The organism is Streptomyces sp. NPDC086549 (assembly GCF_044746205.1).
GTDB lineage: Bacteria > Actinomycetota > Actinomycetes > Streptomycetales > Streptomycetaceae > Streptomyces.
In genome coordinates, this window is sequence record NZ_JBIVBS010000029.1 from 49,869 (window position 1) to 70,950 (window position 21,082).

Here is a 21,082-nt window from a genome sequence, read left to right on the forward strand (position 1 = left end):
GTGCCACGTGCTGCGGGGCCGCTGTCTACAGCGGCGGGTCCAACTCGGCGGCCATCCGCCGCACCTCGGCCTCGGCCGGGTGATTCGCCTTGTCCGTGGTGTCGGCGGAGGTGGCCAGGTACAGCTCCCACTCCTGGTCGGCCTGCGGGTTCGGCGGAGGCGGCAGAGGCGGGTCCTGGTGGCCACTGACACAGGCGGGCAGCTTCATGTACGGCTTGAACGCGTGCACCGTGTTGATCCACTCGGCCTCGGCGAGCTCGCGCCCCGGGGTCTTCTCGCCCTCGTAGGTGCGCAGCCAGCCCAGGTAAAGGGCGGTGAGCATCTCCCGCACCCACCGGTGCTGGTACCAGCAGGGCGGGATCTCGTTGTGCAGCTCGGCGGTGTGGCGCAGCCACTCCACCCAGGTGCGCAGCTCGCGCAGCCGGGCACGGCGCTCGGGCGGGGACATGGCCGACCACACCCAGCGACGCGGCTGCGGCGGTGTGGTCTGCGCGGGCGGGTCGGCGGGCCACAGTGAGGCCGGGTTGTCGAGGGAATCAGCCACGGCTGGCCCCTCCGGCCGAAGGCGTCACGGCCTTATCCAGGCTCAGGGTCAGGGCCTCGGGCATCAGCGGGGGAGCCTCCAGCAGCCGCTTGAGGTCGCGGTCGCGGAAGGTCAGCCGCATCTTCACCTTGATCGGGGCCTGGTTGGAGTACTGGGCAATCGCGGTGAACTCCTTCAGCTGCTGCAGGGAGTGGACAGGCGCGAGATCGGTTTCGGTGGGCGAGGTGTTGCTGGAGAACTCACCGCGGGAGCGGCCATGCGAGGTGCGCAGGATCTCGGTGCGGCCGTACAGGCCGGAGAAGTAGCGCAGTGTCTCCAGGTCGCCGCAGCCGGGCAGCAGCATGCGCAGGCCGGAGGCGGACAGTACGGTGTTGGCCTTCTGCACGCCAAGCCGGTCGCGCAGCTGGGACAGGTCGTGCCACACGGTCAGCAGGGTGATGCCCATGCCGCGGCCGGTGGTGAGGATGTTGGGCAGGCGGGGGTAGCGCAGCATGTTGCCCGCCTCGTCGACGAGCACGCCGAGGCCGGGGTCGAGGGGCTTGCCGGTGGCGTTGTAGGCGACCTCGGCGCCGTGGATGATCGAGGCGATGATCGAGGTCAGCAGCGGGGCGAACCGTTCGGCGTCTGCCTCGGAGGCGATCAGGCACACGGTGCCGTTCAGGGTCAGCAGGTCCTCGACGGTGAAGTCGGTGCCGGCGCAGGTCTCGCGGACCTCCTCGTCGGCGTAGACGCGCGCGAGGACGTTGAGGCTGAACTGAATGGAGCCGATGCCGTCTTCGTGAAGGCGCAGCCAGGGGGAGGCGTAGTCGTCGGCGACCTCGGTGTAGCCGTGCTGCTGCAGCACGGAGCGGACGTGGTCGACGGCGTCCTTGCCGAGGGAAAGCCAGCGGCGCATGGCGTTGATACCGCCGCCGGAGAGGTTGGCGGCCAGCAGGACGCCCTTGAGCACGCTCTTGGCCTGGTCGATCCAGGGGGCGGCGCGCTTGTCGTCGCTGGAGGCGGAGGCCTCGGCCATCCAGGCGGCCATGCGGTCGGCGGCCTTGGCGTCGGTGCAGTACTCCACCGGGGACCACTTGTTGGTCGCCCGTCCCGGGATCCCGGCCGGGGCGATCACCCAGACCGGGCCCACGGCGCGGCGGCGGGCGTAGATGATGTCGAGGTCGGCGGCCTTGGTGGTGGTCACGACCAGCGGGCCCTGCCATTCGGCGGCGTTGGGCAGCACCAGCCCGGTGGTCTTGGAGGAGCCGGGCACCCCGAACACCGTGGCGCTGATGTTGGGCTGGGCGGCCACGATCTTCTTGGTGTTCATGCCGCGGCCGGCGGTGATGCGGTTGGCCCGCAGCTTCGGGTCTTGCGGGGCCTTGAGCTTGCGTTCGACCTTCGCACCGCCCCACTGGGCGCCACCGGTATGGCTGCCGAAGTTCAGCTTGGTGACGGCCTTGAGCAGCAGCAGGAAGAACGTCAGCAGCAGCGCCACAGTCAGCAGGTAGAACAGCCAGGCGGGTGGGGCGGGAGAGAACACCGCGCCGGGGCCGTTGACCAGGGCGCGCAGCACGGTTTCCGGGACGCCGGCCGTCGCGTGGGCCCAGCCTCGGCCCGACAGGAGGGCGGCGAGCGGGGCGGCCAGCAGCACCGCCCCGCCCAATGCCACGGCGAGACCTGCGGCGTAGGCGGCAAGCAGGGTGCTGTCGTCGAGCCCGCCGCCGGTGGGTTTCCCGGCCACCTAGATCACCATCTTCTCGTCGGTCTCGAAGAGCTGTTCCTCGGTATGGGAAAGCACCAGCTGCACGGCGTGGCTGCCGCCACCGCGGCCGACCTTCCACAAGGCCCTGCCGCGCTGTCCGGCGCCCCAACTACCGATCAGGTCGCACTCGGCGTCCGTGAGGCCGATCGCCTCACGGGTCAGGCGCAGGGGGCGGGTGTCCTGAGCGAGCTGGATACGGGTCTCGCAGCTGGAAATGAGGTCCTTGGCAATGTTGACGGCCTCGGAGCCAGCGGCGCCGACGCCCTCGAAGTCGCTCAGGCGGTGGGTGGCGAGGATCTGGATGGTGCCGGTCGCACGGGACAACCGGAGGTCGGCGTCGATCTTCTTGACCTGGGAGGCGCCGCCGGACCGCATCTGCCGCCACAGCTCGTCGCGCACCACGATCCACGGCCGATTGCCGGGCCGGTCGATCGCCGCCTGAGCCCAGCTGGAGACGCATGTGAGCACCATGGCCACGGTTTCGTCGCCGTACTGCTCAAGGGCGGAGATGTCGACGCTCTGGATCGGCGCGTCCCAGTCCAGGCCGATGCTGGTCTGATCGTCGAAAAGACCGGTCACGTGCCCGTTGACCATGGCGCCGAGGGCGGAACGAATGGATTCCATCTGCTCGCGTGCCCGCTGTACCTCGCCGTCGCGTACGCGCAGCTCGGCGGCCATGGCGTCAGTTGGGTCGCGTAGTTTGTCGTAGACGAGCGGCAGTGTGGGCGTCTCCAGCCGGGTCTGCCCGTGCAGTTCGCCGGTGACCTCGCGCACCGCGACGTCGAGGGCCTCTTCCTCCTGCGGCAGCAGGGTGCGGCGCAGCTGCAACTCCAACAAGGCCTTGAGCAGGGTCAGCCGACGGCGGTGGATCTCCCGCAGCCGGTTCCGCAGCTCACCCGGGTCCTTGATCTTGTCCAGGCCCTGTCCGAGCGGTCCGGCGTCCAGCGGGTTGACGCGGCCGGGCAGTCCGGGGCCGAGCCGGACAGGCTCCACCCCCAGGTGGCGGCACAGGGCGGCGTACTCACCCTTCACATCGCCTGCGATGAGGGTTCGGTGGCCGAAGGCCATCAGCCGGAAACACAGGGCCTTGATGTGCGCGGACTTACCGGAACCGGGGATCCCGGTGATCATCACGTTCGGGTTGGTGCAGAGCCCTTCCCTGACCCACGCCGCGGGGTGCGCGGAGAACGCCTCGGTGGTCAGGGTGTTCTGCCCGATGTAGGCCCCGACCGGCGGAAGGGACGCGGCGTGCAGGAATGGGTACGCTCCGGCGGCGTTGGCGGTGTCGGCGCGCACAACCTCAACGCGAGGCAGTGACGCGGCCCGACCCGCGTCCGGGTGCGCCCAGCCCTTCTTCGGGGCGATCCGCATGACTGTGTCGGGGTCTTCGAGCAGCCGCGCGCGGCGCTGGTCGCGGATGCTCGGTGCGGGCGGCAGCGCCTCGACGGGCCGTTCGGCCTGGCCGGGGGCCTGGCCGAACGCGGACTCCTTCAATACCGTGTCGCCGGCGTCGCGGCGCTTGAACAGCAGCGGCATCAGAATCCGATCCTCCGGTCCGGCAGCCCCTGCCCCAGCGGCAGCGCGGCGGCCGCGAAGCCAACGTCCTGGGTCCCCCACATGCGGCGCAGTTCCAGCCCGGAGGCGGCCGCATCCGCCTGCAACTCGGCGCAGGCGGTTTCCAGCTCGCCCAGGTCAGTGACGGTGACGGCGAGGAGCGCGGTCAGCCGCACCACGCCTTGTCCGGAGGCGCGGGCGACGTCCTGTGCCCTGGCCTTCTGCGCTTCGAGCAGCTCGTCGGCCGACTCGTCCTGACCGGTCTTGGCGCGCAGCTTGCGGGCGGACTCCCGCCTGGCCTTCTCACGGGCGAGGTCCTGGCGGGCCCGGCGCGGCCCGATCGGCTCGTAGACGATGCTCAAGCTGCGGCGGGCGTTCTGCCGGGGCCTGAGCAGTGGCTGCAGGAAGGTGGCGTAGACGTCCGCCTGCGGCCAGGTCCGCACCTGGTAGGAGACGGTCCACGCGCCGTCGTGGCGGTAGACGCCCCAGTCGGTCTCCGCATGGGCTGGGCCCGCCAGCTCCGATGCCACACCGGGCTCCAAGCCCTGCCAATCCGGCGCCTGGGCGGCGGCGTTGCGGGTGGCGAGCATCAGCTGTGCCTCCGGGTCGTATGCGGTGCGCACCACCTGGGCCAGGGCCCGGGGGGCGAGCCACTCGACGACCTGCAGGCTCGCCGAGGACAGGGCGCCGTGCATGGCGTGCAACTCGCGTACCAGGACCGCGGCCGCGCCGACCTGACCGCCGCCGGCGCCCTTGATGGCCAGCCTGGCCTTGGCCGCGGACAGGGTGATGGAAAGGTACGTCTCGCGGGTGGTGGCGGCCGGACCCGCGCCCTCCATCAGCTCCGTCAGCGCGGCGACGGCCTCCTTTGGGGCGTCCGGCGCCAAGTGCCGGTCGGTCCACGAGCGCAGCGCAGCGCCGTCGTCGGGCAGGCAGCGCTGGTGCACGGCAATCCGGACGATCGGCGAGTCCTCGGTGCAGAAGCTGCGCAGCAAGCCCGCCCAGGCGGCGACCCGCGCGGTCTGCCGGTCGCTGTCGACGAGCGCCAGGCCAGGGAAGGTGATCCGGGCGACTGCGGTGTAGGTGTTCGCGACTGGATCGTGGGAAACGCCCAGGGTGCCGCCGAGGCCGTCCGGGGCCTCCAGGAAACGCAGCCGGGCCAGCACCCCCGGCAGATCCATCGGCTGCTGCCCAGTCGTCTTGGAGCGGGGGGCGAAGGCCCCTGACTGGAAGATGTTGCGCCTGGTGGCCACGTTGATCTGATGCCTTACTGCGAGAAGGATCCATTCGTCGGCGCTAAGACCCAGCACCCGCCCGAAGGCGAGAACGAACAACAGGGCGGCCAGCGGCACACAGACGAACGCAGCGGTCCAGCTGCCCAGGTTGAGCGGAGTGAGCAGCAGTACGCAGCCGCCTACAACCAGGGCGAAACCGGGCCCGGACAGCCGGCCCATGAACCCGCTGCGTTCGGACTGCCATCCGCCGTAGGTGACGGGGGTGGAACCGGACATGGGCTATCCCTCCCTCGACGACGGGATGTCGGTATTAGGCGGGCCTGTGATCACTGGTGAGGTGTCCGGGCGCGGCTGCGGAGCGCGCTCTTGGGCGGCGGGCGGCAAGCCTGCGGTGTCCGGGCCGCGCGGCGGGATGACCACGTGGCGGCCGCCGGGGGACGCGGAGTCAAGACCGGCGTGCGCGGCGGTGTTGGCCATACCGGACTCCAGCGTGTCCTTGCCCATGGCCATGACCTGCAGACCCAGGCCGAGCGGCCCAGCCACACGGGTACCGAGGCGGCCGCCGGGCCCCCTCAGACGGGCCCTGAGCGACTCGTTGGTCCAAAAGCCCCCGCCGCCTTGGGTGTTGGCCCCGCTCGCCTGGGTCTGCGCGTTGTCCCGCTCCAAGGCCCGGGTATACGCGGGACCACCGCCGACTGCGCCCGCCCCGCCGAGCTGGGGCCGGTAGCCGCCGCCCATTGAAGCGGCCGACGAGCCGAGGGAGCTGATCAGCCCGCCAGCCATGGCGGCGCCGGCACCCAGTGAGGAGAACGTCATGAACTTGGCGATGGCGGGCCAGCAGAAGCAAGCCATCAGGAAGATCAGCAGACCTACGAGCATGTTCTGCACGCCCTGGCCCTGGTCGATGGCGAAGAAGCCGATCGCGAAGCAGAACACGATCATCGGCTTCATCAGAATCAGCGCGAGCAGTGCGTCGCGGGCCTTGGGCCACCAGTCCTTGGTGGCGTCCGACATCTGCCCGACCAGCACGATCGGCATGGTGGACAGCAGAATCATGATGCCAGCCTGGCGCAACAGTATCTCGATCCACAGGGCGCCGATGGCCAGGATGCACACGATGCCGATGACGATGACCACGGCGACCGCGGACGCGGCGACACCCTGGCCCGTGATCAGCGCCCCGCCGGCTGTGGCGGCGCCCCCGCTGCCGATCAGCCCCGCGAACATCTCGCCGAACTTGGCCTTCAGTGCGTCGCTCGCCGCCCCGTGGGCCGCGCTGTTGTGGCTGTGGAAGCTGTAGTTGACGATCCAGTCGGAGAGCTGGTCGGAGAACTGCAGCGCGGTGGTGGTGACGGTCCAGTACGCGGAGAGGATGACCGCCCATTTGGCCAAGCCGGAGATCGCCGTGGCTGCAGGTCCGCCCTGGTGGCTGATGGCGACCTTGCCGAACTGCAGGAGCAGCAGGAACACAGCGATGACGACCGACAGTGCCATGGCGATGCCTGTCGGCTGGGCGATTCCGGTGCTGTCCAGGTTGATGACCGAGGCCTTGGTGAAGACGTCGGCGAACTTCTCCAGCAGCCACAGCACGGCGTTGCCGATGTACTGAGCGGCCTCCTCCAGCGCATCCCGCGCCAGCTCGCTGATCTTCTTGCCAACCCAGTCGGCGAGCGTCTGCCCGCCTATCGGCCCGTACTTCTTGTACGCGGCCTCATTGCAGGTCTGGAAGGACCATCCCTTGTTCTTGTCGAGACAGTCCGTCAGGAAGGTGTTCCACTTGTCGTAGTCGGCCTGAGAGAGGTTGCCTTCCCTGACCGCCTGCTGGTTGGCCTTGCGCCATTTATCCAGCTTCTTCTTCTCGAGCGCTTGCCAGGTCTTGTCGTCGCAATCCGGCGACTTGTCACCGCCGGCGTTCTCGCACTCCCCCACCGTGCCCGGTTGCTCGCCGGCCTCCGGCATGCGGCAGATGTCGTCGTCGTTGATCAGGTCGTAGATGCAGTAGTGGCCCTGCTTGTCGATGCCACAGGGTGCGCCACCACTGAAATCCACCGGACATTGCTTGCCGCTGTCCGGTCCGTAGCCAAGGTGGTACTTCGGGTCGTCCTTTGCTAACGCTGCCGGGGCCGTTCCCAGGTTGGTGCCGAAGCACAGCAGTACGGCTGTCAGCAGGACGACGAGGCGCGTCAGGCGGGTCGGGCGGTCAGTCTGCATGCCTCACCTGCTGCCAGCCGTCCAACCAGGAGGCGTGGGCGTCCGGGAAGTAGGAATGCGCAAAGGAACGCTTCTTCCAGTACTGGGGCTCGTTCGTGATCTTCCAGGCGCCGTCCTGCCACTTCAGCAGCAGGTCCGAGTCCTGATCCTTGAACGGGTCGCCGTCAGGGCTGCCGTCGGCCTTCGTGGCGTAGCGGTCGTAGTTCATCCAGATCTGCACGACCTTCCCGTCGGTTCCAGCCAGGGAGGTCGCCCGGACAGCGTTGACGGTCGTGCTGAAGGTGATCCCGGCCGGAGTGCCGCCGGACGGCGGAAGGCCAACCTGCTCACGCAGTTTGCGCACCTCGGAGACTTGGTCGTCGACGTAGCCGGACGCGTCCGGAGAGACGATCGCTCCCAGTTGCTGACGGGCCTTCTGATCGTCGAGGAAGGCGTACTCCTCCCAGAAGTAGACCGCTGTGGAGATCGCTCCTACGGGCCCCTTCGAGAAGCCGACGGAGAGGCCTTCCTTCTGTCCGGTCGGCTTCTCCAAAACGAGTTTGCGCGCTTTGTCCGGGGTCATCGCTGCCTGCTGACCCCCGGACGTTGGTGACGGCTTGGCCGTGGTCGGCGCGGGCGACGCCTTGCCGGACTTGGAGTCGTCGCCCCCGAGCAACGTGGCTGCCGTCACACCTCCGCCCACCAGCGCGCCGACCACGAGGACGCCGAGCGCGGCGAGCGTGAGCCGGGCCTTGTTGGTCTTGCTGTTGCTCACCACGCCTGCCTCAGTTGCTCATGTTGTAGAAGGTGGTGACGAGCGCAGCGGTGACGCCGATGCCACCGGCGCCGAACAGGCTCCAGAGGATGGCCTGCTTGCCACGCGCGGCGAGGGCGGCACGCTCGCTGTTGTGACCGACGGCCACTGCGGCCCAGCCGAGGAGTCCGCCGAGCACTGCTCCGGCCAGACCGAGCCCGGCGGTCCAGTTCAGGATCGTCTGCACGGGCTTGTTGACGTCCTTGGGCATCTGGGGCGTGACTCCGGGCACCGGACCATCGGCGAGGGTGTGCCAGTGGGGGGCCGTAGCGACGGTGTGCAGGGTGGTCAGGATCTGGCTCATATCCGATTTCCTCGTCAAAGGGCAGGTGAGGGGAGCGGAGCGGGCTGCGGCGCGTCCGGCAGGGGCTGGCCCCAGGCGGCGTGCGCCGCGGCGAGAACGGCCCCTGTGATCTGGGCGGCCGCCTGGCGCGTGCGGGTACGCAGGCGGGCGGCCATCAGGCCATGCGCCCGGATGTGCGGGTCGTACGGCAGGTGCACTACGGCGGCTGTACGCGCGGTGAGCATGGTGGCTCCGGCCCGTACGGGGGCCGGTGGGCGGCCGTCACCGGTGGCGACCAGGACGACGACGGTACGGTTCAGAGGCAGGCCTTCGGCGTGCAGCGCCATCACAGCCTGCTGCAATGCCTGGATACCGTCGGCGGTCGCTGCCGCGCACAGTACGGGAACCGAGCACGGGAGCTCGTACCAGCCGCGAGTCTGGCCCAACTCGTCGGAGCAGCGGGCGGCAAGGATGTCATGGGCGAGCGGGTGCACGGTGTCGGCGATGACGGCCTGCCAGCCTCCGATCGCAGCGAGCTGGTACCAGGCGGCCGGCGGCTCGGGCAACGCGAGCGGTTGCATGTGCCATTCCCGGCCATCGGACAGCACCTGCCAACGGGCGTCGTTTGCACCTGTGTTGACTGCGCAGGCCTGCTGAACGGCACTGCGGGTCAAGGGCTCATCAGGCGGTAGGGCGGCCAGGCCACCCACTCTCTGCTCAGCGACCCGGACGGGCCAGGGCGAGGACAGGCGCGGCGCGAGGTCCAAGACCACGGAGGAACCGCTTGCCGCAAGTCCGGCGGCCAGCAGGCTCGCGACGGTAGTACGACCGCTGCCACCGGTGGCAGCCATCACAGGCACCAGAAGCCGTGCTCCTGCGGGCAGCGTCGGAACAGAAACAGGCTGTTTGCCCACCATTCCCCCCGTACGGTCATTTGGGCATTTGCGCAAGCCAATTATTGCGCGTCCATGCCATCAACAGCCTCTGACGGGAACCTTACAGGGCCAACTGGCGTGTCCAGCAAGGGAGTATCACCCGCCCCCTCAGATGCAGCGATGGCGTACTGTCACTCATCATCACGCACATATTCGGACACCGGTTCCCATGCCGAGGTTCGGATTTCAGGTTTGAGGGAGCAAATCTGAATGCAGGTCAGTAGGGGGATCGCATGAGGGGCAAGGGCGTCAAACGGCTGTTGTTGGCCGCAGCCATCGGGCTCGTCATGACGCCTGTCGCGCTCGGCGTGAGCCTGGTGCTGCTGGTCGCGACGTTCAACGACGACGACAGCAATGTCGGCAACCCGCTCGGGGGCCTGCGCATAGGCAAGGGCGGGGTTCCTTCCGAGTACGCCCCGCTCATCATGCAGGCGGCCTCCGACTGCCCCGGGCTGTCACCGGGCGTGCTGGCGGCCCAGCTCATGCAGGAGAGCGGCTTCAACCCGAATCCACCCCCGAGCGGCGCCGGCGCTCAGGGCATAGCCCAGTTCATACCCGGCACTTGGAAGACCTGGGGGGTCGACGGCAACGGGGACGGCAAGAAGGACGTCCTCGATCCCGAGGACGCCATCCCGGCGCAGGGCAAATTCATGTGCTACCTGCTCAAGAAAGCCAAGCAACATCCCGACTACAACGGGGCCCCGATCGAGCTCGCGCTGGCCGGCTACAACGCCGGTTTCCAACGCGTCGAGGAGTTCCGCGGGGTACCGCCGCGCAGCTTCGCCGGCGGGCAGACGTACGACTACGTGCAGAACATCATGGCCATGTCGGTCCGGTTCTCCGCGCCCGCGGCGAGCGCGGACGGCACGCTCCCGGCCGGGTACGAACTGCCCGACGGCACCCCCCAACAGGTTCGCGTCGCCGTCGCCTGGGCCCTGAAGCAGCGCGGCGGCTGGTACCACCTCGGCGGTGACTGCACCGACGCGCACGGCAAGGACCCTGCCCGTTGGTGCGACTGTTCCTCTCTGATGCAACAGGCCTACAAGGCGGCCGGCGTCGACATCCCGCGCGTCACCTACGACCAGGTCAACGTCGGAAAGCAGGTCGACATCGACCACCCCAAGCCTGGTGACCTCGTCTTCAATCCGGGCTCCGACGGCTCTGACGCCAGTCCCGGGCATGTGGCCATGTACATCGGCGACGGAATGCTCATCGAGGCCCCACGTACAGGGCTGAAGACTCGGATCGTCACCTACAGCAGCTGGCGCAACTCCACGAGCTACATGACCCGCATCACCGCCGTCCGCCGTGTGGTGGACTGGTGAACCTCGTACCACTGCAGGGGAGATCGTCCATGTCCGAGCCGCTCTACCGCCCCTGGGGCACCGTGACGCCGGCGTTCTGGGACACATCCGCTCTCGGTACGGCCATCACCGCACGGAGCCTGGCACCCGAGACCCTACGGGCCCGCCTGGTCAAGGTCGCGGAGGTCGCCCAGGGCGGTCGCATGGAGGACGCGGCCGCGCTGGCCGCCCAGCTCGACGAGGACGTCACCGCCGAGTACGGCGAGGTTCATCTGCACACCGTCCAGGTGCGCGAAGTGCGCGGCTATCTCGCTGCCCTGATGGCCGATCAGGCTGCGGGGCTGGCCTGGTACCTGCACGCTGTGCAGCTCCGGGTCACCGTGCAGGGCCCCGGCCATCCGGACGTCGAGGAGGCCACCCGCCGTGCCTACAGCCTGTGGCGGGCCATGCCCCCGGAAGCGGACCGGCAGCGGCTGGGCGCCGAACTGCTGACGATCGCCACTGACATCCACGGCGCCGATTCCCACATCGTGCGCCGCATCCGTGAGCGCCTGTACTCCCTCGCCCTGCCCTCCGCCCCGACGCCAGCGCAGCTGAACAGCGCCTGATTCCGCGTCGCCCCGCTGGCCGGCTCGTTCGCCCTGCGGTCAGCCGGCGCGGATGCCGCCCCTCGGGTGCTGCTGCGGAAATTGGCGCTGGGGTTCCGGGGCCTGGCGGGCGCGCACGGCGCTGTGCCGCCGCTCTTGCTGCAGCGCGGCGTCGCGAGCCGCCTCCTCGGCCGCGTGCCGCCTGGGGGCCTGCGCGCTGATCTGCTGGCGCAGCTGCTGCTCGACCTGGAGCTGCTCGGCGGTCGTTCGCAGGTCTCGGGCCTTGGCGCGCAGCTCGACGGCCTCGTGGCGGGCGTGCTGGGCTTCTTCGGCGTGGGCGGTGTCGATCTGCATGGCCAGGGTGGGCAGATGGGCGTGCATCGCGGCGATCTGCTGTCGCAGGGCCGTCGGGTCGGTGGGGGCCTCGCCGAGCGCGCCCTGGGCGCGGAAGGCCTCGGCGTAAGGGGAAGTGCGCAACGTCTGCCAGGCCTGTTGCCGGGTGGTGACGGCCACGCGTTCGGCGCGCTGCTGCTCGTCGTAGGCGTCGGTCATCTGCCGCGTGTACTGGGCGAGCAGTGCCTGCTGTTCGGCGCGGGAGGTACCGGCCAGCCGCAGGGCGATCCGGCCGCGGGCGGCGGCCGCCTCGATGCGCTCCTTGATGCCCTTGGCCTGCTCGGCCACGGTCGCGGCGTGGCGGGCGGTGCCGGTCTCCTGCTCGGCCTGTGCGGCCAGTTGGTCGGCCGCGGCGAGGACGGCGGCCGCGGCCTGGGCGGTGCGCTGCCCGGCGCTGGGTTGTTCGGCCGCGGCGGCCGCCAGTTCGCGGGCTTGGCGGTTCTGTTCGTCGGCGGCGTGCTCGGTGGTGGCGGCTGCGCGGAGTGCCTTGGCGAGCCGTGCCTGAAGCTGTCCGGAGGCCAGGGCCCCGTATGGGCGGACGTCGTGGTCGTTCCAGGCGGGGAAGCCGGGTTCGTCGGCGGCGGGCGTGGGCAGGGCCACGGGCTCGGGGGCGGCGCGCAATTGGTCGCTGACCATGGCGTCGGCGCGGTCCTGGCGCAGCAGCACGGTGTACGCCTGCAGGGCGCGTTCGAGGAGTTCGGCCTCGTCGCGGGGCTCGCCCAGCCGGGCGCGGGTTTCGGGGTCCTCGAGGGCTGCGGCGGGCAGCCACAGGTGGTTGGCCTCCTTGGCGCGGGTGATGCCGGGGTAGAGGGCGTACGCGTTCGCGCCCAGCCCGTAGACGAGGGCGGTGTCGGTGGTCAGGCCCTGGGAGGCGGCGATGGTCATCGCGTAGCCCAGGGAGAGGGCTCCGGCGGTGATCTGGCCGGGGGTCAGCCAGGCCTGGGATGTGCGGGACGTGCCGTCGGGGTTCTTGCGCCGCCAGGTGATCTGGACCCGGTGGTCGTCGGCGATGTCGGTGACCACGGCGCGGTAGCCGTTGAGGACGTCGGGGCCGGTGTCGCGGCGCGAGCGGTAGTCGTTGGTGCGCACCCGGACGACGTCGCCGACGGCCAGGGTGAGGTGGTCACCGCCGGGCAGGGCGTAGCGGTGGCTGTGGCCGAGTTCGCCGGCCGCCCGGCGCAGGGTCTGCGCTCCGACGTTCAGCAGGGCCGCGTCACTGTTGCGGGCGGCCAGCACGACGAGGTTGTCGAGCATGTCGTACGCGTCGGCGTGGCGGGCGCGAGCCTCGTTCCAGGCGGTGAGGATGCCGCGGCGGGCGTCGTCGGCGCTGTCGGTGGCGTGGATGCGGCCGCGGTCGGCCAGTAGGTTCAGGGCCTGCTCGCGGGCGCCGGTGCGCCAGATCTCCAGGGCGGCCCGCTCGCCCGCGTCCTTCTGGCGTCGGTTGACGGTGAGGGTCTCGCCGCCTACCAGGCGGTGGACTTCGGCGAAGCCGCCGCCGGGGCCGATCGCCTGCAGCTGCTGCGGGTCACCGACCGCGATGACCTTGGTGCCGGTGCGGGCGGCCTCGGTCAGCAGCACCGCCATGGACCGGTCGTCCGTCATCGCGGCCTCGTCCAGGACCAGGACGTCGATACCGGTCAGGCCGGTGCCGTCGTGGATGTGCTGCAGCCACGCGGCGACGGTGCGGGAGGGGATGCCGGAGCCCTCGTACAGGTTCTGCGCAGCGACCGCGGACAGGGAGGCGCCGGCGTAGGTCAGGCCGGTCGCGTCCCAGCCGATCCGGCAGGCCTCCATCAGGCTCGTCTTGCCGGATCCCGCGACGCCGATGACGGCGTCCACGCCGTGCCCGCCGGTCAGCAGCCGATCCACCACGCGTCGCTGCTCGGCGGCCAGTGAGAATCCGGCCGCCACCTCGAACACCGAGATGGCGGCCGCCGCCTGATCCTGGCTCAGGCGGGCGGAGCCGTCGGCGTGGCGAACCCGGGCCTGGTCCACGATGGTCTGCTCGGCCTGCAGGATGTCGAGGGTGGTGTACCGCTCGGCGTGCGCCATCAGCTGCGAGCCGCGCGGCGGCAGCGCCTTGACGTATCCGCGGACCGCGAGCACCCGCTCCGCAAGGCCTTCCAGCTTGGAGGCGGGCAGGCCGAACGGGCAGGCGTCGGCGACCCGGGCGAGCAGCTGTGCGTTGGAGAACTCTTTGTCGAACGCGGTCAGCCCGTGCTGCGGGTGGAAGACCTCGGCGGCGATCTGCTCGGGGGAGGGGGTGTGCGGGCCGTCGGGACCGTCCACGGCGAGCGGCCCGTCGGGTCCGGGCGGGCCGGGAGCGGCGGCCGCGACCATCGCGTCGACGTCGTATCCGAGGTCCTCGGCCCGTTGGCGCCAGCCGGCGCGCAGGTCCAGGACGCCGGTGTCGTGCTTGGCGTGCCGGGTCTCGGCCGACGCCCGCAGCTTTTCTTCACGGCTGGCGTCGGCGCCGACGATGGCGTCGACTTGGGCGGCGCGGCGTGAGTAGTGGTCGCGCAACGGCTCGGGGATGCCCTCGACCTCCCAGGCGCCGGTGCGCGGCGAGCGGGCGTAGCGCACGCCGAACCGCTCGTGGGCCAGTGCCCGCACCCGCCCCTTGAACAGGGCGTCGAACGCGCGTACGTGACGGTGCAGGTCCATGCCGCCGTTGGCGATGGCCCGCCACTGGCCGTCCTCGCAGCGGGCCATGTTGACGATCACGATGTGGACGTGCAGGTGGGGGTCGCCGGGGGTGTCGTCGACCGGGCGGGCGGACTGGTGCTCGACGCTCCAGCCGAGCAGTCCGCCGGTGGCGATGCGGTGGAGCTTGCCGTCCTCGCTCGCCAGGCCGTAGCCGATCCACTGCTCCAGCTCGGCGAAGGTCTCCCGCTTGGCCTGGTGGACCAGGTCGCGGAACTCCTTTTCGTGCTGCTCGGCGAGCAGCGCCCACAGGGCGGAGTCGCTCTTGGGCAGGTCGGCGACGACGTCGTAGGCGCGGATGCGGACGCTGACCCGCTCGCCCTCGTGGGCGCGGGCCTCGGCGAGCTCGTCGGCGTCGTAGATGTCCTCCAGGGCGAGCCCGGCCGCGCGGGCGATGCGGTGCAGGGAGTCGACCTGGAGCCGGTGCCGTTCGCCCTTCTGGTGCACCATCCGGGCGAGCGTCGTCCACTTCTTCGCCTGCTTGGGCTTGCCGGCGAACAGGTCGGCCGCCTCGTATCCGGCGGCGTCGGCGGTCGCCTCGATCGCCTCGACGAGCCGGGCGCCGGCCAGCTTGGCGCGCGGGTGTGCGCGCAGCTCGGGGCGGACCAGTTGCTCGCCGGTGAGGGGGTGGACGCCGTTGGTCAGCGCGCGGGCGGCCTGCTTGCCGGCCTCGTCGAGGACCGCTCCGGGGGTCTGGCCGACCGCGGCGAGGCCCTCGCCGATCCACACGAGCGTGCCGTCCTCGGCGGCGTCCATGCGGTAGTCGACCTGGTCGCCGGCGGCGGCTGCGGTCTGCCCGGTGAGGCCTTCGCCGTCCTGCTGGACGTAGCAACCGGAATGGCCGGTGAGGCGGTACTCGACCTGCTCGTCGTCCACGATCCCGGTGAGCCAGGCCATCGACCGCCGTCCCCCTTCCCCCGTCTTTCGCGGCCGAGGGCCGCGTGCGTCCCCGTAGGGGACGTACCTTTGTCCATCCGATCATAATCTTAACGAAACAGCCGTCTCTCCGTGGGTGATTGACGATCAGCCAGGCTGATGCCTGTGTGAAGCGCGATCCTCGAAGAGGCTCACGAGATGGGGTTGACAGCGTCGGCTGCGTCGAAGATCCGGAATGTCAGGGCTGGGAACTGCGAGCAGTGGTGTGAAACCCCGACACAGCGGGTCCTGCTTCCCGAGGCGCCTTACAGATGGGCTGTGAAGGGCTGCCGTGCCGTAGGGCGCGTCCACGGTCCCTGGTCCGCCGGACCACGGACGGAGCGGAGCGTCGGCACCGGCGGACCACGTTGGCAGCCGCCCCGAAGGGTGCGTCGTTTGATAGGGCTTGCATGGATCGTGGGAGCCGCGCCGGCGGCGCCCCGAAAGTGCGTCCGCCGTAGGTGGTCCATGCTGGCCGACGGAGGAGGAGGGCGGCCGGCCAGCGCCGTGCCGCAGCCCGGTGGTGGCATTGCCCCTTCCGGACCGGCTCGGCTCGGTCCGCGTCAGCGGACCCGGCCCCGAAGGGGCCAGATGGAGCTGTCGCGCCGGCAGGCGTGTCCTTTCTCCGGCCGCCGAAGGAGGCCGCGCCGGGTCACGGAGTGATCCGGCCGATGAGGCTGCCGCCCCGCAGGGGTGTCCTTGCCCTCTCTGTGGCCCGCTGCTGCCGCCCCCACCGGCGTCCGTCAACCGGGGGGCGGTTTTGCGAGGAAGCCAAAAACCCTGTCTGACCTGGGGTTTTGAGTAGAAGAATGAGCTGAGATGCTGTAAAGTTAGTCATGTCGGAAGGGGCGGCACACCCCGACCGGCGACCAACATCACCGAAGGAAGGGAACCTGATGACCCAGTTGTTGCCGTCGGCGCTGGAGGACCGGCGCAGGGACGTCCGCGTGGTCGACTCGCTGGCCGCCAAGGGCTACCCGGGCTACGTGAACGGTGTTCAGCGGATGGGGACCGTGAACGAGGTCTACGGGTGGACCAAGGTCCACGCGCACATCAACGTCTCGCCCGATGAGGGGTACGCGCTGACCGACAAGAGGTCGCCGCACGCCCTGTACGAACTCATGCTCATGTCCGCCGGGACCGCGCACCGGCCCGGACTGCACGACCACTCGCCCGAGTTCGCCACGGCCCTCGGAGTGGTCGCGGCGCGCTTCGCCGAGCACTGCCGCGACTACGAGCTGAGCCCCGTGGTCTCGTGGAGCTACGACCCGAACACCCTGGACCGTGAATCCATCCAGGGGGAGAAGCGGTTCCACGCCCACTTCGTGGGGCGGACGCACAAGGAGCGCGCAGAGGTCGCGGCGAGGGCCACGCGGGCGGGACGACTCTCCACGCTCCGGTCCCGCCGGATCGTGGAAGAGGCATCCGTCCTGGGTGCCCTGGTGAGTGCGGACGTCGTGGACCGTGACGCCCTGCGGGTGCTCCAGCCCGTCCCGGCGCTCTCCACCCCCACGGCCACCGCTACGGCGCAGTTCCTGCTGCCGCAGGGGTGGGAAAGCCTCGCCAACCCGCACTTCCACGCTGATATCGTCTACATTCACCGCAAGCTGCGGACGATGTACGACGAGATCATCCGCGCCTGTGCCACCGGCGAGTCCGGGGTGTGGCAGCGGCCCGCCGTCCGGGAGTTCGAGCCGGAGGACATCGACGTACCGCTCCGCGCCGCCACCCGCGCAGCGCTCGCCCACTACCTTCGGGCACTGCGCCCGGAAATCCTGGACGGCGGGCCGCTCGCCCGGTCCCGGGCCACGCACGTCTACCCGCTGGCCGATCTGGCCTACGCGGTCACCATCACCGAGCAGGAAGGGCAGTTGTACCTGCACCTGCGCATCAATGTGTTCTCCGACCTCGGAGGCGCGGGAATCAGCATCATCGACGGAGTCATAGTGAAGACCAAGAAGGGGGTGGGGGACATGCGCGTGGACGAGATCGCGGCCCGAAGCGCGTTCCAGGCGGACTATCTCCGTAGGCTCCACCTCCACCCGACGGCCGCGCGGGCACTGTTCCCCAGGCTGTAACACCCGGCAGTGTGCCGGGCCCGGCACACCACCATCCCACCCTCGCGGCCCGCCACAGGCGGGCCGCGAGGCGCGAAAAGGGACAGGCGCAAGCGGCTGGAGCCGCCCCCTAGAGCGCCCTGCGGGCGCGGGGCGGACTCGCGAGTGCTGTCGTCGTCGGACAGGCGGCGGGCCTCCGCCACATCCCACCCGGTGGGTGGGGGCTCCCCTCGGTTGGCCGGGCAGCTCCGCCATACCACCGGGGCTGTGGGGGCTGCCAGGATCGCGCTTGCGCGACCGCGAAGCGGCTTGTCCTGGCGGCTCCCGCAGGTTCGGTGGTAGCCCGAAGGGTGCCCGGACAGCCGAGGGGAGCCCCCCCCCACCCCCGCAACCCCAGCCACCCACCTGCCTGCACCCGGCACACTGCCCCCTCCCCCTTGGGCAGGCCCGGCGCCCGCCGGAGGCACCAGTTCGAAGCCTGGCCCTTCTCGGGCAAAAGCAGGAAGGCCGCCGAGTCCCCTCTGCGGCCTCCCTCTTGTCGTACCTCACGGCTGAGTCAGGCTCCCAGGCGACCAGTACGTCGGCTGCCCGCACGGCGGCCTCGCCACTGTTCCCTTGACAGAGCCGCACTGACCCGCACTCGGGTGCCACAAGGGAGGGACCGCCCGACAACCGGCCAGCACCAGGGACACGGCCACCAGGCCAGGGGCGCAAGCACGGGAGGACCCCCTGATCACGGGACGGCCCCGCTTTCCCACTGCACAAGTGGGGAAAGCGGGGCCGTCCTGTTCTGGCTCAGTCGACGCGTGCCGCCTGCGTCTGCTGGTCCTTGCCCAGCCTGTCGTACACCTTGGCCCGTTCCTCCGGCGGCATCTTGCGGAGGAGCAAATAAGCAGCCTCCAGGCCGTCGTGGTACGGGAACAGCTTCAGCCCAGGCCCGTCCGTGAGTCCGTCTTCCGGTGAGGCGTCCCGTGGCTCGGGGATGCTGTCCGGCAGTGCTCCCGGCTTCTGGGCTGGCATGTCCGGGGTGGGCGGGTCAGCAGGCGCATGTACCGCGGTAGTGGTCTGCGGCTGCTCGGGCTGCCGGTTTACCGCGGTAAACCGGACCTCCGTGGTCGGCTCCGTGATCGAGCCGGTGGGTGCCTGAGCTGGATCGTGGTTTACCGCGGTAAACCGGGTGGTCTCTGAAGTCGGGGGTGTGGTCGGCATTGGGGCAGAGTTGAGCGGCTCGGGCGGGTTGGCTGCCTGGGCCCGGAGTCGAGCCCCGGCTTCCTTCTCCAGGCGCCGCCGTTCAAGGTGCTCACTCCAGGCTGCAGACTGCGCCTCGGGCGGCAGACCGGCGATGTCCCGGGCGACTCGGACGGGCATCTCGCCTACGCCGACGAGGTCCTGCAGTTCGGGGGCGAGTTTGAGCAGCTTGCGTTGCTGGCTGACCCAGCCCTTGGTCTTGCCGTAGTAGGTGGCGACCTGGTCGGCGCCGCCGAGTTCGGTGACCATCGTCTCGATCGCGATGGCCCGTTCGATGGGATCGAGGTCCTGCCGGTCGTTGTTCTCCGACTGCACCGCGTCGAGGAAGGTGGCACGGTCTTTGGCGACGTCTTCGCGGTGGACGACTTCAAGAGTCGGCCGGCCGGTGAGACGTGAAGCGCGGTAGCGCCGCTCCCCGTTGGCAATGACGTACGAAGCGAGGCCCACGCGGTCGGCCTCGCTCGGCCACAGCTTCAGGTAGGCAGCGCGAGAGACCACGACCGCCGGCTGCAGCTGTTCCTTCTTCAGCTTCTCCCCGAACTCGCGCAGCTCCTCATCGGTGCCGAAGTTGCGGCGCGGGTTGAATCGGGTGCAGTGCAGTTTGTCCAGGGGCAATGACATCAGGACGGCGTCGCTGCGGCCGGGGACGTCTTCGACCTTGGCGCCGGCAAGTGAGGCCAGGCTGGTACGGCGGCCCGCCATCACCGGCCTCCCCCGTAGCCGAGTTCGATGGCGAGGCGGTAGAAGTCCTCACGGGCCTTGTAGGAGGGCCGGTTCTCGTCGTACTGGGTGACGACCTTGCCTTCTACGGAGGCCCGGGTGTGGACCTTGTAGCGCCTTATCACCGTCTCCAGGCTGGGCCAGCCCTGTGCCTTGATGTAGTCGCGGGTCTCTTCGAGGTCGGCCTTGCCGTCACGGGGGTCCCAGTTGTTGACAAGGACCCGGTAGGGCAGCCCGGTGGGTTCGATGACCTTGGCAATGGTGCGGGCGGTCGGGTCGAAGGCGAGCGGTTCGGGCGGCAGCGGGACGATGACTTCGTGGGCGTACTTCAGGGCTTCGAGGAGAAGGTTTTCGTCCTGGAGGCTGCCGGGGGTGTCGATGAAGACGTACTGAAGCCGGCCTGAGCCCTTGAGGACGTCAGCGACGACGGCGCCGAGGTTGAGGGTGACGGTGGTCTTGCCGACGCCGCCTTTTTGGTTGGCGATGACGACGACCCTTGCGCCGGTGTCCTTGAGGACGGCGAGGTTCTCCGGAGTCTCGTGCTCCTGGGAGAAGTCGAAGGGTAGGTCGGTGATCCTGTTCGCCCACCAGACTGTGGAGGCCTGTGGGTCGATGGATACGACGTAGACAGCAGCTTGCATCTGATGCTCCGTATGCTTCCCGTATGTTCCGGTACTGCGGGCATGGAGCATCATTGCAGAAGCCTGCCAGGCCGCTTGTGGCGACTCAGGCAATTCAGACATAGAGGCCGTCGGTTTACCGCGGTAAACCGCGAGCGGCCCAGGTCAAGGAGATCGGGCTGGCGTGACCGGCCACGTCAAGTCGGGTCAGGACCCCCGTATGGCGAAGTGATCCGACTCGGGAGTCGGGTCACTTCGCCATACGGACCTCTAGCTGCCGACGGCGCGCAGGTGCCGTCCGGCGGGGCCTCGGTCCTCGAACACGGCTGGGGCGAGTCGGTACAGTTTCACGCTGCCGACGCTGCCGGTTTCTTCCATCCAGCCGGCTGTGACCAGTTCTTTCCGAGTGCGGGACAACACCGGTGGCGTCATCCCCGCTGTGGCGGCCAGCTCGCTCGCCTTGATCATCACTGTGCCGTCCGGCCGTTGATCCGAGGAGGCGTACAGCATCACGACGATCCGCTGGTTGGGGTTGAGTACGCGCCCGGTCTTCTTGAGCAGGTACTGAACGTCTTCCGAATCGTGAATCCTCATCAGGCCTCGTCCTTCGTCCGGCGCCGCCGGTCACGGGGCTCGCGCACCTTGAGCTCCGGTGGGTTCCAGTCCTTCACCGCTTCCCGGTGTGCGAAACCGGTGCCGATGAAGGCAAGGTAGGGCGTGCACCTGTAGAAGGTGGTCCGCCCCAGCCCGCCCGCCTCCACCAGCAGGCGGGCCTGTTTGAGCACTTTCACCACTCTTGACAGAGCGTCGGGGCTCATGCCGAGCTCTGTCGCGATATCTGCACCCGTTCGCAGGATGGCTTCTTCGCTGGTCTCCGTGGCGAACCAGTACCAGACGAGTACGCGGAACTCCCGGTCGGTCAGGCCCGAAGCTGCGGAGGCCAGCTCGCGGCCCTTGCGGATGCCCACGTTGATGTGGGCGCCGTCGAAGGCATAGTTGGCGCGCTGTACCTCCTCGACCTCGCCTGTGTCCTGGTCGACCAGCGCGAGGATCCTCCGCGCTTGCTCTGCCATGTGACAGCCAACTCTCTCGGTCGATGCGATGTTCGGTAAGCGATCAGACTCGGGGAGCGGCTCACTTACCAGGAAGAGCATTACCACATTGCTAAGCGATCCGGCTGCGGAATCGGATCGATGGGCTGCGAGCACATGTGCATCTAGCTAAGCGATCCGACTC

Annotated in this window: 16 protein-coding genes; 3 read left to right on the forward strand and 13 right to left on the reverse strand. The window is 69.6% G+C overall.

Annotation, left to right across the window (positions count from 1 at the left end):
- Positions 1 to 25: 25 nt before the first annotated feature.
- From ACIPSA_RS47485 to ACIPSA_RS47520, 8 genes are read right to left on the reverse strand one after another with little or no spacing between them, the layout of a single operon-like run.
- Positions 26 to 544 carry a hypothetical protein gene (locus ACIPSA_RS47485; protein ID WP_402647535.1) on the reverse strand — a complete coding sequence of 173 codons (519 nt, stop codon included), beginning with the start codon at positions 542 to 544 and terminating at the stop codon, positions 26 to 28.
- Positions 537 to 2,267, reverse strand: a complete 1,731-nt coding sequence (locus ACIPSA_RS47490) for a type IV secretory system conjugative DNA transfer family protein (RefSeq protein ID WP_402647537.1) — start codon at positions 2,265 to 2,267, stop codon at positions 537 to 539. Before ACIPSA_RS47490 ends, ACIPSA_RS47485 begins: the two co-directional genes overlap by 8 nt.
- Positions 2,268 to 3,824, reverse strand: coding sequence for a type VI secretion protein (locus tag ACIPSA_RS47495; protein WP_402647539.1), 1,557 nt, complete (start codon positions 3,822 to 3,824; stop codon positions 2,268 to 2,270).
- A complete protein-coding gene (locus ACIPSA_RS47500) occupies positions 3,824 to 5,353 on the reverse strand; it encodes an SCO6880 family protein (protein WP_402647541.1) in 1,530 nt (509 codons plus the stop codon). Before ACIPSA_RS47500 ends, ACIPSA_RS47495 begins: the two co-directional genes overlap by 1 nt.
- 3 nt (positions 5,354 to 5,356) lie before the next feature.
- Positions 5,357 to 7,288, reverse strand: coding sequence for a hypothetical protein (locus tag ACIPSA_RS47505; RefSeq protein WP_402647542.1), 1,932 nt, complete (start codon positions 7,286 to 7,288; stop codon positions 5,357 to 5,359).
- Positions 7,278 to 8,042 carry a hypothetical protein gene (locus ACIPSA_RS47510; RefSeq protein WP_402647544.1) on the reverse strand — a complete coding sequence of 255 codons (765 nt, stop codon included), beginning with the start codon at positions 8,040 to 8,042 and terminating at the stop codon, positions 7,278 to 7,280. The genes ACIPSA_RS47505 and ACIPSA_RS47510 overlap by 11 nt, the downstream gene beginning before the upstream one ends.
- A 10-nt stretch (positions 8,043 to 8,052) precedes the next feature.
- Positions 8,053 to 8,385 carry a hypothetical protein gene (locus ACIPSA_RS47515; RefSeq protein WP_402647547.1) on the reverse strand — a complete coding sequence of 111 codons (333 nt, stop codon included), beginning with the start codon at positions 8,383 to 8,385 and terminating at the stop codon, positions 8,053 to 8,055.
- Between the two features lie 14 nt (positions 8,386 to 8,399).
- The gene (locus ACIPSA_RS47520) at positions 8,400 to 8,945 is read right to left on the reverse strand and encodes a hypothetical protein (RefSeq protein ID WP_402647550.1); all 546 of its coding nucleotides are present in this window, start codon (positions 8,943 to 8,945) and stop codon (positions 8,400 to 8,402) included.
- 587 nt (positions 8,946 to 9,532) lie between these two features.
- Here ACIPSA_RS47520 and ACIPSA_RS47525 point away from each other — a divergent pair.
- Together ACIPSA_RS47525 and ACIPSA_RS47530 are read left to right on the forward strand one after the other, a co-directional pair.
- Positions 9,533 to 10,624, forward strand: a complete 1,092-nt coding sequence (locus ACIPSA_RS47525; protein ID WP_402647553.1) for an NlpC/P60 family protein — start codon at positions 9,533 to 9,535, stop codon at positions 10,622 to 10,624.
- A gap of 29 nt (positions 10,625 to 10,653) precedes the next feature.
- Positions 10,654 to 11,211 carry a hypothetical protein gene (locus ACIPSA_RS47530; RefSeq protein ID WP_402647556.1) on the forward strand — a complete coding sequence of 186 codons (558 nt, stop codon included), beginning with the start codon at positions 10,654 to 10,656 and terminating at the stop codon, positions 11,209 to 11,211.
- A gap of 39 nt (positions 11,212 to 11,250) precedes the next feature.
- On the opposite strand, the gene mobF is transcribed toward ACIPSA_RS47530, so the two are convergent.
- Complete coding sequence (gene mobF / locus ACIPSA_RS47535; protein WP_402647559.1) at positions 11,251 to 15,183, reverse strand: MobF family relaxase; 3,933 nt, start codon at positions 15,181 to 15,183, stop codon at positions 11,251 to 11,253.
- Between the two features lie 914 nt (positions 15,184 to 16,097).
- Between mobF and ACIPSA_RS47540 the strand changes: the two genes are divergently transcribed.
- Positions 16,098 to 17,279 carry a hypothetical protein gene (locus tag ACIPSA_RS47540; protein ID WP_402647562.1) on the forward strand — a complete coding sequence of 394 codons (1,182 nt, stop codon included), beginning with the start codon at positions 16,098 to 16,100 and terminating at the stop codon, positions 17,277 to 17,279.
- A gap of 774 nt (positions 17,280 to 18,053) precedes the next feature.
- Here ACIPSA_RS47540 and ACIPSA_RS47545 read toward each other — a convergent pair.
- The 4 genes from ACIPSA_RS47545 to ACIPSA_RS47560 all read right to left on the reverse strand — a co-directional run bounded on the left by ACIPSA_RS47545 (position 18,054) and on the right by ACIPSA_RS47560 (position 20,919).
- On the reverse strand, positions 18,054 to 19,208 hold the full coding sequence (locus ACIPSA_RS47545; RefSeq protein ID WP_402647576.1) for a ParB/RepB/Spo0J family partition protein: 1,155 nt from the start codon (positions 19,206 to 19,208) through the stop codon (positions 18,054 to 18,056).
- Complete coding sequence (locus tag ACIPSA_RS47550; RefSeq protein ID WP_402647564.1) at positions 19,208 to 19,867, reverse strand: ParA family protein; 660 nt, start codon at positions 19,865 to 19,867, stop codon at positions 19,208 to 19,210. Before ACIPSA_RS47550 ends, ACIPSA_RS47545 begins: the two co-directional genes overlap by 1 nt.
- 249 nt (positions 19,868 to 20,116) lie before the next feature.
- Positions 20,117 to 20,440 carry a replication initiation protein, RepL2 gene (locus tag ACIPSA_RS47555; RefSeq protein WP_402647567.1) on the reverse strand — a complete coding sequence of 108 codons (324 nt, stop codon included), beginning with the start codon at positions 20,438 to 20,440 and terminating at the stop codon, positions 20,117 to 20,119.
- Positions 20,440 to 20,919 carry a MarR family transcriptional regulator gene (locus ACIPSA_RS47560; protein ID WP_402647570.1) on the reverse strand — a complete coding sequence of 160 codons (480 nt, stop codon included), beginning with the start codon at positions 20,917 to 20,919 and terminating at the stop codon, positions 20,440 to 20,442. Before ACIPSA_RS47560 ends, ACIPSA_RS47555 begins: the two co-directional genes overlap by 1 nt.
- Positions 20,920 to 21,082: the final 163 nt, after the last annotated feature.